The organism is Massilia sp. BKSP1R2A-1 (assembly GCF_050586525.1).
In the GTDB taxonomy this organism is placed as follows: Bacteria; Pseudomonadota; Gammaproteobacteria; order Burkholderiales; family Burkholderiaceae_D; genus Telluria.
Genome location: NZ_JBOBRE010000006.1, coordinates 19,525 through 31,932, shown reverse-complemented (window position 1 = coordinate 31,932; position 12,408 = coordinate 19,525). Strand labels below are relative to the sequence as shown.

Genomic DNA, 12,408 nt, shown 5'->3' with positions numbered 1-12,408 from the left:
GGATAGTTAAGAAAAATTAATGAAGATCGATCCCCGCCGCAGCGCCGCCTTCATCGCCGCCGTCGACACCGGCAGCCTGGAGCTGGCCGCCGTCCAGCTGTCGCTGACCCCCTCCGCCGTCTCGCAGCGCATCTCGGCGCTGGAACAGGATTTCGGCACGCCCCTGCTGGTGCGCAGCCGTCCCTGTCGTCCCACTGCGCCGGGCACGCGCCTGCTGCAGTACCTGCGCCGTTCGACCCTGCTGGAATCGGAGTTCCTGGCCGAGATGGGCATGGATGCGGGGCCGGCGCGGGTCAGCCTGGCCGTCAACAACGACACCCTCGCCACCTGGCTGCTGCCGGTGCTGGCGCCCATCCTCGCCGACGAGGAGCTGCTGGTGGAATTCGTGCTCGACAACCAGGGCCATACCTTCGCGCTGCTGGAACAGGGCCGCGTGGTGGCCTGCGTGGCGGGCGAGCCCACGCCCATGCGCGGCTGCACCGTGAGTCCGCTGGGACTGATGCGCTACCGGATGGTGGCCTCGAAGGATTTCGCGCAGCACTGGTTCGCCGGCGGTTTCACGCGCGAGAACGCGCAACGCGCGCCGGTGATCGTCTTCGACCGCAAGGATTCGCTGCAGTCGGCCTTCCTGCTGCGCCACTTCGGCCTGCTAGAAGCCGCCTACCCCTTCCACTACGTGCCGGCCAGCGATCCGTATGTGGGCGCGATCCGGCACGGCATGGGCTACGGCATGCTGCCGCAGGAGCAGTGCGCGGCGCTCCTGCACGAGGGCGTGCTGGTCGACCTGGCGCCCGACCTTTTTGTGGACGTGCCGCTGTACTGGCATGCCTGGCGCATCCAGCCGCCGCGCCTGGAGCGCATGGGCGCGGCGCTGGTGAAAGCCGCGCGTGACGTCCTGCTACCGCTGCCCTGAGACCAGGGTCAGGTGCGGCCTGCGCCGGTCCGGGCGCCGTGCGCTGCGCGCCACGGCCACCGGCCAGGCCTGCGCCAAGGCCCAGAGCAGCTCGGGCACGAAGTAACACCACAGCAGCGGCAAGCCGCCCTGCGCCAGCGCCCAGGCCATCCACAGCGCGAACACCGCGCGCCCGCACGCATCGAAGCGCCCCAGCACCAGGCTGGTGCGCAGCAGGCGCAGGCTGGCCCACAGCAGCACCAGGCTGCCCAGCAGGCAGGCGAACAGCACCTGCACCGGCGCGCTGGCCGGCAGCGGCGCGCCGCCCAGGCTCACGTTCAGGTTCGACAGCTGCGGATACAGCAGGGCGAAGGTCCAGGGCGTGGCGAAGGGCGTGATGATCAGGATGTCGTACAGCGCGCTGGCGCGCGTGAGACGGAAGTAGGCGGGGGGTGAAAGGGAAAGCATGGCGGGCTCCGGCTGTGGCTGCAGAAACCATGCTGGCATGCCTGGCGCACCCGCTTCTTGCGATAGAAGAAAAAAGGGCCGGACGCCTGCGCGTCCAGCCCCAAGGGAATCACGGAGAAATCAGGTGCCGATGCGGCCGCCGTCGTTCTTGGTGATGACGATGGTCGCCGAGCGCGGACGCTTGCCGGCGCCATAGCCGGCGTTCGACGGCCACTGGCTGGTGTACTTCGTCGGATCGGCGACGTTGGCGGCGGCGGTGCCTTCGCCCGGGTGCTGGATGTTGATGAACAGCGCCTTGCCGTCCGGGGTCTCGGCGATGCCGGTGATCTCGGAGCCGACCGGGCCCACCAGGAAGCGCTTGAGCGTGTCGGCCGTCGCCGCCTTGCCGACGTAGGTGTCGACCGCCAGGTTGCTGCCGTTGGCGCGCGGGTAGCTCAGGCTGACCTTCTTGCCGTCGCCGACCTGGCCCGGCAGGCCCGCCAGCATCATGCAGTTGGTGACGTCGGTGTAGGCGCCGTCGTCGGTCTGGATCCAGCAGATGCCGGTGGAGGGCGTGAAGGCCAGGCCGTCCGGGCTCGAGAAGTCCTGGTCGGCGGTGAGGCCGGACAGGTTGACCTTCGCGCCGTCCGCGCCGGATTCGGCGCCGAACAGGTAGACGTCCCAGCTGAAGGTGGCGGCGGTGGAGCCGGCGGCGCCTTCCTTGACGCGGATGACGTGGCCGTTCGGGTTGCCCGCCTGCGCGGTCGTGCCCTTCATGTCGGTGTAGACGCGCGGATTGGCGGCGTCCGGCGCGGCCTGGCTCGAGCCGCTCGGTTCGACGCGGCGGTTGCTGTTGTTGGTGAGCGTGAAGTAGATCTCGCCGGTGCCCGGATGCACCGAGCACCATTCCGGACGGTCCATCTTGGTCGCGCCGACGGCGTCGCCGGCCAGGCGGGCGTTGACCAGCACGTCGGCCTGGTCGGCGAATTTATAGCCGGCGTAGGCGGCGATCAAGGGGTTGGCGATCGACAGCTCGATCCATTGGCCGGTGCCGTCGGCATTGAACTTGGCCACGTACAGCTTGCCGCTGTCGAGGTATTTGTCGCCGGTAGCAACGCGGTCGCCTGGTGCCGCATCGGCGGCGGCCCAGACCGCGGTCGACACGAACTTGTAGATGTATTCGTTGCGCGAGTCGTCGCCCATGTACACGGCCAGCGGCTGGCCGGCGACGGGTTTGCCGAAGACGGCGCTCTCGTGTGCGAAGCGGCCCAGGGCGGTGCGTTTCTTGATGGCGCGGGTCTTGTCGAAGGCGTCCATCTCGACGATGTAGCCCATGCCGTTCATCTCGTTGCGGTAGTCGTCGCTGCCGTCGAGCGAGGTGCCCTTTTTGCTGATGTTCCAGCGCTGGTATTTGTCCTCGGTACCACCGGTTTCCCAGCCGTGGCGCGAGGCGGCGCCGGCATCGCGGCCGTAGCGCTTGAGCGAGGTGACGCTCTTGTCGTTGCCGCGCGCGGTGTCATCCGTGGCAGCGCGGGTGAAGTAGCCGGACCAGTTCTCTTCGCCCGACAGGTAGGTGTTCCACGGGGTCCTGCCGGTGCCACAGTTGTTCAGGGTGCCGCGGATCTTGGTGCCGCCCGTCGAGTACTTGGTGACCACCAGCGCATTGCCGCGCACCGGGCCCGAGAGCTCGATGTCGGTCTGCTGGTGCACGCGGCGATTCATTGCCGAATCCTTCACATAGCTCCACTTGCCGCTTGCCGCGCGCACTTCGACCACGGACAGGCCGTGCAGGGCCATCTCCTTGTCCACTTCCGCAGCAGGACGCGGCAGGGACATGGTGCCGCCATTGGCGTGCACGAAGAAGGAGGACAGCTTCTCGTCGGTGGTGGCTTCGTGGTTCATCACCAGCACGCCGCGGTCGTTGACCGTGGTCGCCGGGCCGTTGCTGGCGGAGAGGGCGAAGAATTCCATGCCGTCGTGGTGGTCGCCGGCGCGGTTTTCGAAGTCGGTGTCGGTGCCGTCGTTCTTGAAGGCGGGGGTATTGGCGGTGAGCGGATCGCCCAGCGCGTAGATCACGCTGGCGGTGTAGCCGGCCGGGACGACGACAGTATCAGCCAGGCTCTTGGAGACGGCCGTGAAGCCGAGCAGCTTCTCGGCCGGCGGTGGATTGCCGGTCGGCGGATTCGGCGAGGTCACGACGTCGTCGTTGTCCGAGCCGCCGCAGCCGGAGAGGCCGATGGCGCCCAGCAGCGCGGAAGCCGCCGTCGCGGCGCCGCCGCGCAGCAGGCTGCGGCGGCTCAGGCGGGCTTCGAGGACGGTGCTGAATTGTTCGTTCGACGAAACGTTCGTATCGATGTCGTGATGGTCGATGCGGGCGAGGTCGGTCGGCTTGTTCACGGGTAATCCTGTTGGTTGTTAGGAAAAGTCCGTGCATGGTAAGAAGCCAACATGACAACCTTGTGACGATCTCGTAACAATTCGATGACAGGCGCCGATGCTGGCGACGAAAATCATGTCCTTGCGGCTATACTGCCCGGACCCCACTCAGGATATGCACATGCAGGACAGCAGCAGCGCCGCCAGCGCGCTCGATCCGGCCACGCTCGGCCGACAACTTTTCGAAGCCAGTCCCGACTGCGTCAAGCTGCTCGACGGCGAAGGCCGCATCGTCGCGATCAACCGCTGCGGCGTCGCGGCCCTGGGTGCGGACAGTATCGACACCCTGCGCGGCCGCCTCTGGAGATCCTTGGTGCCCGAGACGAGCCATGCCGAGCTCGATAACGCCATGGCGCTGGCGCGAGCCGGCGGCATCGGCCGCTTCCGGGGCGCCATGCCGAACCTGCAGGGCCGCACCCGCTGGTGGGAGGTGACCATCAGCCCGATCGATGGCGGCCTGCTGGCGACTTCGCGCGACATCACCGAACAGGTCGAGGCCGAGGCCGAGCGCGAGCGCCTGGTGGCCCAGCTCAGGAGCGCGAACGAGCGCATGGAAGACGTGTTCCGCCAGGCGCCCGCCTTCATGTGCGTGTTTGCCGGTCCCGAGCTGGTGTTCGACATGGTCAACGATCGCTACCTGCAGCTGGTCGGCGGGCGCGATCCGGTCGGCCTGAGCCTGCGCGAAGCGCTGCCGGAACTGGCCGGCCAGGGTTTCGTCGAGCTGCTCGAGGGCGTGTACCGCAGCGGCGAGCCGGTGTTCGGCACCGACGTGCCGGTGATGCTCCAGCGGCGGCCCGGTGCGCCCCTGGAACGCCGCTTCGTCGACCAGGTCTACATGCCGCTGCGCGACCCCGACGGCGGCATCAGCGGCATCCTGGTGCACGGCATCGACGTCACCGAACGCAAGCTGGCGGAGATCGCCCTGTTCGAGAGCCGCGAGCGTTTCCAGAAGATCGTCAGCCAGGCCGCCACCGGCGTGGTGCAGATGGATACCGAAGGCCGCATCACCCTCGCCAACCAGAGGTATTGCGACATGATCGGCCACAGCGAGAGCGAACTGCTGGGTACCAGCGTGCTCGACGTAACGGCCGCCGGCTCGGTGCCGGTCACGGTCGAGGCCATCCGGCGCCTGGCCGGCGGCGAGCAGGGCGTCATGATCGACAAGGAGTACGTGCGCCGCGACGGCACCGTGATGCCGGCCACCAGCAGCGTGAACGCCCTGCGCGGCCCGAGCGGCGAGTTCCAGGGCCTGGTCGCCATCGTCGTGGACACCACCGAGAAGCGGCGCACCGAGGAACAGCTGCGCGCCGGCGAGGAACGCTACCGCACCCTGTTCGAATCGGTCGACCAGGGCTTCTGTATCCTCGAGATGATCTTCGACGAGGACGAGCGGCCGGTCGACTACCGCTTCCTCGAGATGAACCGCATGTTCGAGGTGCACACCGGCCTGGTGGGCGGCGCCGGCAAGACGGCGCGCGAGATGGTGCCGACGCTGGACAGCTTCTGGTTCGAGACTTACGGCCGGGTGGCGCAAACCGGCGAACCGGTGCGCTTCGAGAGCGAGGCCCCGGCCATGGAACGCTGGTTCGACGTCTACGCCACCCGCCTGGGCGGCCCCGGCAGCCGGCGCGTCGCCCTGCTGTTCAGCGACATCACCAGCCGCAAGGAGTCGGAGGCCACCCTGCGCAAGCTGGCCAGCGACCTGGCCGAGGCCGACCGCCGCAAGACCGAATTCCTCGCCACCCTCGCGCACGAGCTGCGCAACCCGCTGGCGCCGATCCGCAGCGGCCTGGGCGTGATGCGCCTGAAGGGCGACAGCCCGGCCGCGGTGGCGCGGGTGCGCGAGATGATGGAGCGCCAGGTCGGCCATATGGTGCGCCTGATCGACGACCTGCTCGACATCGCCCGCATCAGCGGCGGCAAGCTGGAACTCAAAAAAGAGCGCGCCGACCTGCGCAGCCTGCTCTCGAGCGCCGTCGAAACCAGCCTGCCGCTGGTCGAAAGCGGGCGCCACGCGCTGACGGTGGACCTGCCGGAGACCGAGGTGCCGGTCGAGGCGGACGTGACCCGTATCGCCCAGGTCGTGGCCAACCTGCTGAATAACGCGGCCAAGTACACGCCGCCCGGTGGCCGCATCGGCCTGGCGCTGCGCGTCGAGGAGGATCACGCCCTTGTGTCGGTGGCCGACAACGGCATCGGCATCCCGCCGGACCAGCTGGTCTCGGTGTTCGAGATGTTCAGCCAGGTCGGCCAGCATACCGAGCGTTCGCAGGGAGGACTCGGGATCGGCCTGTCCCTGGTGCGGCGCCTCGTGCACATGCATGGCGGCGAGGTGAGCGCGGCAAGCGGGGGACCGGGCACCGGCAGCGTGTTCACGGTGCGCCTGCCGCTGGCGAGCGGCGTCCAGGCCGGCGGTGGCGCGGCCTCGGCATTCGAGCGCGATGGCGCCGGCGGCGAGGGCGTGCGCATCCTGGTGGTGGACGACAACGTCGACGCCGCCGTGACGCTGTCGATGATCCTGGACGCCTGCGGCTACACGACCCAGGTGGCGCACGACGGCGCGCACGCCGTGGAGCTGGCCGCGGCGTTTCGTCCCCAGGTCGCCTTCCTCGACATCGGCATGCCCGGCATGGACGGCTACCAGACCGCGCGCGCGATGCGACGGGTGGAAGGCCTCGAGCACATCGCCCTGGTGGCGCTGACCGGCTGGGGCGCCGACAGCGACCGTCAACAATCCAGCGAAGCCGGCTTCGACCACCATCTCACCAAGCCGGTGCAGCTGGACGTGGTGCAGGATTTGTTGGCCAAGCTCGCGGCCTGATGCTTCAAGCCTGGCGCTGGCCCAGGGCGATCGAGGCGGCGCCGGCCAGCGCCAGCCCCACGCCGAGGTAGTCGCTCCACACCGGCTTGACCCCATCCACCACATACAGCCAGCCCAGGGCGGTGGCGATGTAGACCGCGCCGTAGGCCGCGTACACGCGTCCGCTCGCAGCCGGATGCAGGGTCAGGAGATACACGAAGACCACCAGGCTGAGCGCCGCCGGCAGCAGCAGCCAGGGCGAGCCCTTCCCCGTCAGCCACAGCAGCGGCAGGTAGCAGCCGAGCAGCTCGGCGATGGCGGTGAGGAAGTAGAGGCCGGCGGTGCGGCCGAAGGGCAGGAGCTCGAAGGACATCTTGAAGAGGGCTTGTGGAAAACCCGCATCTTATCCTCAAGCGGGTTTCGCTCACTTTTCGGCCTGGGCCTGGAACCACTGCCGGCTGCTTTCATCCGCCGGGAAGAAGGATTCCAGGCGCAGCTCGTGCACGGTGACGTCGTGCGGCGTGCCCAGGGTGGTGATCGTGGTGAACAGGTTCAGCACGATGTCGTCCTTCTTCAGGGTGACCGGCAGGAAGGGCAGTGCGCGCCGTTCCAGGTTGGGCTGGCTGGCGGCACCGGCGATGCCGGGCAGCGCCATCAGCTCGTCCAGCATAGCCGTCGCTTCGCTGCCGGGACCGTCGCCCATCGCCTCGCGCTGCACCCACAGCAAGAGGTCGGTGCAGACGTCTTCCCAGTTCACCAGATACCGGCGCAGGCCGTTCGGGTCCAGGATCAGCTTCAATACGTTGACCGACCCGTCGCGCGGGATCGGCGCATGGGGCGGCATGCCGAGGAACAGGCGCATCATGTTCGCGGCCGGCTCGTTGGCCATCACCAGGTTCCACAGGCGGTCGACCACCAGGGCCGGATAGGGCGCCTGCTGCTCCAGCATGAAGTCGAGGGCCTGCATCACGGCGCCGAGCTCCGGGTCCGACAGGCTGCGCTCGCGGTAGGCCGGTGCGAAGCCGGCCGCCAGCAGCATGGCGTTACGCTGGCGCAGCGGGATGTCGAGCACCAGGCCGAGTTTCAGGATCAGCTCGCGGCCGGGCTGGGCCCGGCCGTTCTCCAGGAAGCTCAGGTGGCGCTGCGAGATGCCGGCGTCCAGCGCCAGGCGCAGCTGGCTGATGCCGCGCTTGCCGCGCCAGTAGCGCAGGGCGGCGCCGAAATCGCTGAAGTACTGGTGCTCGGCTGCGTTTGCACTCGTATCCATGCCTCCTCCGTTCAAGATTGCGGCCGATTGTGCCCGCGAACTCACGCCTTGTCGAGAAAGCCGGTGACGCTGGCCAGGCGGCCGTCGCCCGCCACCACCGCGATGTCGGTGCCGTGCGCGACGCTGTCGCCGTCCGGGGCGCGCAGGGTCCAGGAGAAGCGCACCACGTCGTTGTGGCCGTCGGGCACGCCCGCCAGTTCGAAACGGTGGCCGGGGAAGTGGTGCTGGGCGCCGGCGATCAGGGTCTCGATGCCCTCGTGGCCGCTGCCCTGCATCATCGGATCGACGTAGCGGGCGTTCGGGGTGAACAGTTGCTTCACATGGTTGCGGCGGGCGGCGCCGTCGGCTTCGTTCCAGGCGGCCAGGTACTGGCGGGCGATCGTGCTTGCGTTGTTCATGGTCATCTCCGATTGGTGGTTGTCGACTTGACGGTTTTCATTCTCCGCAAGACGGGCAGGCGCGGCGATTACCTCCCAGGTAATGCAGTCCCGCCACCTCGATCGCGCCTGCGCCATCGATTCGCGATGTGGCGTATCCTCGCCGGGAGGACAAAGGAAACCATCTTGAGCGAGCAGACACTTTCAGCAATCAAGCAGGGCGCCCAGCAGCTGGCCGACGTCGTCACCCTGAGCGCGCCGCAGCGCTACCTGCGCTTTGTCGAAGGGGTGGCCGCCAGCGGCGAGGTCTGGGGCCTGTACCGCGACGGCTGGGCGCTGGCGAAGACCGACGACGGCACCCTGGTGTTCGCCATGTGGCCGGCCAGCGAATTCGCCGACCTGTGCGCGGAATTCGAGTGGGACGGCTACGAGCCGCAATCCTTTCCGCTGGACGACCTCCTGAACGACCTGCTGCCGCAGCTGGAAGAGGATGGGGTGTTGCCGGGGATTTTCTATACGCCGGGCGACAAGGGACTGACGCCGACCGCCTACATGCTGCGCGTGGACCTGGAACGGGCTCTCAAGAATTCGTAGGGTGGGCGGTCCTCCGCCCACGCGTTCAGCCAGCCCCGTGAACAAACGCTCCGTCCGTTCACACAGAGTTCGAACGCGTGGGCGGGAGACCCGGCTGCGCGCCCCGGCCCACCCTACAGTAACTCGTAACGCACGTCGCGGCGGTCTTCCGTCTGCAATCCTTCGACCAGGTAGGCATCCCAGCCCAGGCGGCCGTCGACGCCATCCAGGCGCACGTTGTGCACATCCGCCGCCAGCAAGACCAGCTCGACCTCGTATTCCAGCGTCACCCCGGTGAACATCGACAGCATGCTGCGCAGCGCCCGCGCCGCCAGGCCGCCCGGCAGGAAGCCGTTGAAGCCGGCCCGGTCGAGCGGCCCCACCACCAGGCGCAGGCGCAAATCCCGCTGCCAGACCCGCGCGCCGGCGATCGTCCCGGCCCCGAGCACGGCCTTGTCGCTGCCGAGCAGGGTCTGCTGGGCCAGCGGCACCTCGTACCAGCTCCCGACGAACTGCTCCGCCACGACCTGCTGCCCGAAGTATTCGGACAGCACCCGCGCCAGCTGCACGCTGGAGCTGGGGCGGTGCCGCATCGACGAAGCGAAGTAGGCAAGCGATTCGTCCAGCACGCCGCCATCCTCGCTGCTGCTCAGGCGCCGCCGCAGTGCCTTGTCGCCCAGGCCCGCAAGGCTGAGCAGGATAGTGATGAAGCCGTCCTCGCCATCGACCTGGTACTGCAGCGCCAGTCGGTACTTGCGCCAGGCTTCGTAGAACAGGGCCAGCAAGCGGTTCGAAAAGGCGTCGAGAAAGGCGCGTGCGCCTTCGGCTTCGGGCTCGCCTTTGGCCTGCGCCTGGTGCTCGGCGATGCGCTCGGTGTAGTGCAGCGGCAGCACGCCCTGGGAGCCCAGCAGGCCCATGAAGGCCGGGGTCAGGCGCAGGTATTTCAGGCTGCCGTCCTTCAGGGCTCCAGCGAGCGCCGGCGTGCCGGCGTCGAGCTCGCGCGGTTCCGGCGTGATCGACTCCAGCTGGCTGGGCGGGAAGCCGAGCGAGAGCGAGTTCTGGAAGCGCAGGTAGTCCGCCACCAGGCCACGGCGCGGCTTGCAGCGGCGGCGCAGCCACAGTTCCAGCATGCGCACCGCCTGGAAGTACTCGAAGCGGTAGGGCTCGCGGAACAGGCGCTCGATTACAGCAGGCGCAAATCGCCGCTGCGGGGCTCGCATGTCAATAGCGCTTCTCCGGTTTTGTGGGACACGATCACCAGCTGGGTGAAGCTGTTCGCATGCACGTAGAGGGCGAGGAAACGCGCGATCACCTCCGCGAAGGCGTGGATGCCGCTGCCGATGAAGGCTTCCTCGTCGATGCCGATCTTTACTTCGACCCCGCGCACCAGGCAGGTGAAGGGATTCCCGTCCAGCCAGGTGGTCGTGGGACGCTGGGCGATCGACTTGATGCCGCCGATCTGGCGCTGCGAGGAGGGCGAACGCGGCAGGTCGTACAGGGCCAGCATCTCGCGGAAGGCCTCGACGCCAGCATCAAGCAGGGACAGGTGGTTCAGCGCCAGGTGCGACACCAGGCGCCAGTGCGCACCGCGCCAGTGCGCGAAACGGCAGGAGCTTGACGGCTTGCGCAGGAAGGAGATGGCGCGCACGCTGGAGCCGCCTTCCAGGAACAGGTCGCCGCCCGGCTGGCCGTAGCTCAGGTTCGACGGCAGGTCGCGGTTGGTGCAGGTGAGTTCGATGTTCAGGGTGTCGGTCTCGATTTCGGCGGGGTCGAAGTCGATGTCGACGATCGAGACCTGGGTCTCGAAACCGGGGCTGCGGTCCGCAAGCGCCTCGTCGCGCCGCACGCAATAGTAGTGGCCCGCATCCTCCGGCGTCTGCGCGTGGTGCAGCGCATAGAAGGGGCGGAAGCTTACCAGTGACTCGCCCTGCGGCGTCTGGCGCACCAGGGTGAGCGACTCGATGGCGTAGACCTCGTAGGCCCAGGCGCGCCGCGCATCGCCGAGCACCGGATAGCTGGCGCTGGTGTGCGTCACCCGGATCGGTTCGCCGCGCTGGCGGAACAGGTTGATCACCGGGGTGCAGCCCAGCAGCACATTATTGGTCGACAGGGTGCCGAGCATGCGCGCCAGGTTCGAATCCGAACGGATGCCGGAGAGGGCCAGGTGCAGGGTCACGGCGCGCGTGCCCGGCGGGACGGCGCTTGCCAGTGCGGCCAGGTCGATGTCGACGAAGTTGAACTTCTCGGGGAAGCAGAAGTATTCGGTGAGCAGGCGGTAGGCGGCGTGCGAGCGCGCGGGGAAGTCGATCAGCGCCTCGTCCTCCTCGAAGCCGGCCGGGCGCACGGGAATCGCCGGCAAGGCACGCCACACCCCGCTGCCCTCGACCTCGACCCAGGCGCCCACGGTGCGCATGAACAGCGCGTCGCGCAGGGCCGCGCAGAAGGAGGGCTCGCCATCGAGGAAGACGCGCAACGTCGGCGTGCCGCTTTTCTCCAGCGCCCCCTGTTCGGATGTCGAGGCCAGCCCCAGGCTGATGCAGGATGAGGCATTGCCCGGCAGCTGGGCGGCATCGGGCGCTTCGATGACGGCGGAAAAGCGCGCGGCGTTCAAGGCCAGCGGCGCCACGTCGACCGTGTACACGGTGCGGAAGGTGCAGGCGGCGCCGCGCACCGGGCGCGTATTGAGCTGGGTGCCGCGCGCGATCGTGCCGGGGCCGGACTGCGCGGCCGCACCGCCCAGGTCCATGCGCGCGATCGAGCAGGAGGGGAAGGGCCGCAGGTAGTGCGGGTAGAGCACCTCGAACAGCGCTTCGGTGAACTCCGGATAGTCGTCATCCAGGCGGCGCGCGATGCGCGCGTTGAGCAGGGCGAAGGATTCGATCATGCGCTCCGTGTGCGGATCTTCGCACACTTCTCCGCTGATCAGGAGGCGCCCGGCGATGCGCGGATAGCGTTCGGCGAACTCGCGCAGGTTGCGGCGCAGGTAGGCCAGTTCGCTTTCGTAATAGGGGAGCAGCTGGTCGACGCTCATGCCGCGGCTCCCGCCGGGCGGCTCGCCTTGCCGGCCTTGCTGATGCTGTACTGGAGGGTCGAGGGCGTGAGCACGGCGTCGAAGTTGACCGGCTCCTGCGAGGCGCTGGCCACCAGCACCGCCGTGATCGAGAAATTCAGGCGGTTGACGGAGTCGCCGCGCATATCCAGGCTGGCGCGCACATTGCGCAGGCGCGGCTCGTGGCAGGCGATGGTCTTCTCGATGCTGGCGCAGATCTCGGCGCGGTCGGAGGGACTGGACAGGCAGCGGTCGGCGAAGTCCCCCAGGCCGTAGGTGACCATCGAACGGCTGCACTCGGGATAGGCTTTCAACGCGCCGTCCGGAATGGTCGAGCGTGTGTTGAGCAAAGCCTCGAGGTCGCGCACGACCGTGTCCTTCAGCTCCTCTGCCGTCAGGCGCTGGGCGGCGTTGTTGCCGTGGCCACGGTTCGGCAGCCCCAGCAGGCGATCGAACAAGCCTGGCGTATATCCCTTCATCCCGCTCTCCTCGCGCTGTCGCATTCGTGAACACGAAACGCGATGTTGCCACGTGAACTCGTACCAACGTTTGATCAAGTTCACATGC

General features: G+C 68.1%; 11 protein-coding genes. 3 read left to right on the top strand and 8 right to left on the bottom strand.

Features of this window, described 5'->3' with window-relative positions; translation table 11 throughout:
• Positions 1-19: 19 nt before the first annotated feature.
• Positions 20-913, top strand: coding sequence for a LysR family transcriptional regulator ArgP (locus ACQ7JA_RS10855; RefSeq protein ID WP_430897471.1), 894 nt, complete (start codon positions 20-22; stop codon positions 911-913).
• On the opposite strand, the gene ACQ7JA_RS10850 is transcribed toward ACQ7JA_RS10855, so the two are convergent.
• Entirely contained in the window at positions 899-1,360 is a 462-nt protein-coding gene (locus ACQ7JA_RS10850) for a hypothetical protein (protein ID WP_430897469.1), read from the bottom strand. The genes ACQ7JA_RS10855 and ACQ7JA_RS10850 overlap by 15 nt on opposite strands.
• Before the next feature lie 120 nt (positions 1,361-1,480).
• Positions 1,481-3,736: a PhoX family protein gene (locus ACQ7JA_RS10845; protein WP_430897467.1), complete on the bottom strand. Its 2,256-nt coding sequence runs from the start codon at positions 3,734-3,736 to the stop codon at positions 1,481-1,483.
• Between the two features lie 160 nt (positions 3,737-3,896).
• On the opposite strand from ACQ7JA_RS10845, the gene ACQ7JA_RS10840 reads away from it, so the two are divergent.
• Positions 3,897-6,596 carry a PAS domain-containing protein gene (locus ACQ7JA_RS10840; protein ID WP_430897465.1) on the top strand — a complete coding sequence of 900 codons (2,700 nt, stop codon included), beginning with the start codon at positions 3,897-3,899 and terminating at the stop codon, positions 6,594-6,596.
• 4 nt (positions 6,597-6,600) lie between these two features.
• On the opposite strand, the gene ACQ7JA_RS10835 is transcribed toward ACQ7JA_RS10840, so the two are convergent.
• The 3 genes from ACQ7JA_RS10835 to ACQ7JA_RS10825 are packed head-to-tail and all read right to left on the bottom strand — an operon-like array spanning position 6,601 to position 8,240.
• Positions 6,601-6,948 carry a YnfA family protein gene (locus ACQ7JA_RS10835; RefSeq protein ID WP_430897463.1) on the bottom strand — a complete coding sequence of 116 codons (348 nt, stop codon included), beginning with the start codon at positions 6,946-6,948 and terminating at the stop codon, positions 6,601-6,603.
• A gap of 51 nt (positions 6,949-6,999) precedes the next feature.
• The gene (locus ACQ7JA_RS10830) at positions 7,000-7,842 is read right to left on the bottom strand and encodes a helix-turn-helix domain-containing protein (protein ID WP_430897461.1); all 843 of its coding nucleotides are present in this window, start codon (positions 7,840-7,842) and stop codon (positions 7,000-7,002) included.
• A 41-nt stretch (positions 7,843-7,883) separates the two neighbouring features.
• Positions 7,884-8,240: a nuclear transport factor 2 family protein gene (locus ACQ7JA_RS10825; protein WP_430897459.1), complete on the bottom strand. Its 357-nt coding sequence runs from the start codon at positions 8,238-8,240 to the stop codon at positions 7,884-7,886.
• A 165-nt stretch (positions 8,241-8,405) separates the two neighbouring features.
• On the opposite strand from ACQ7JA_RS10825, the gene ACQ7JA_RS10820 reads away from it, so the two are divergent.
• The gene (locus ACQ7JA_RS10820) at positions 8,406-8,813 is read left to right on the top strand and encodes a DUF2750 domain-containing protein (RefSeq protein WP_258827209.1); all 408 of its coding nucleotides are present in this window, start codon (positions 8,406-8,408) and stop codon (positions 8,811-8,813) included.
• A 113-nt stretch (positions 8,814-8,926) separates the two neighbouring features.
• Here the strand turns inward: ACQ7JA_RS10820 and tssG are convergent, their stop codons facing one another.
• From tssG to tssE, 3 genes are read right to left on the bottom strand one after another with little or no spacing between them, the layout of a single operon-like run.
• A complete protein-coding gene (gene tssG, locus ACQ7JA_RS10815; RefSeq protein WP_430897457.1) occupies positions 8,927-10,012 on the bottom strand; it encodes a type VI secretion system baseplate subunit TssG in 1,086 nt (361 codons plus the stop codon).
• Entirely contained in the window at positions 9,976-11,823 is a 1,848-nt protein-coding gene (tssF, locus tag ACQ7JA_RS10810; RefSeq protein ID WP_430897455.1) for a type VI secretion system baseplate subunit TssF, read from the bottom strand. The genes tssG and tssF overlap by 37 nt, the downstream gene beginning before the upstream one ends.
• Complete coding sequence (gene tssE / locus ACQ7JA_RS10805) at positions 11,820-12,320, bottom strand: type VI secretion system baseplate subunit TssE (protein WP_430897453.1); 501 nt, start codon at positions 12,318-12,320, stop codon at positions 11,820-11,822. The genes tssF and tssE overlap by 4 nt, the downstream gene beginning before the upstream one ends.
• Positions 12,321-12,408 lie beyond the last annotated feature (88 nt).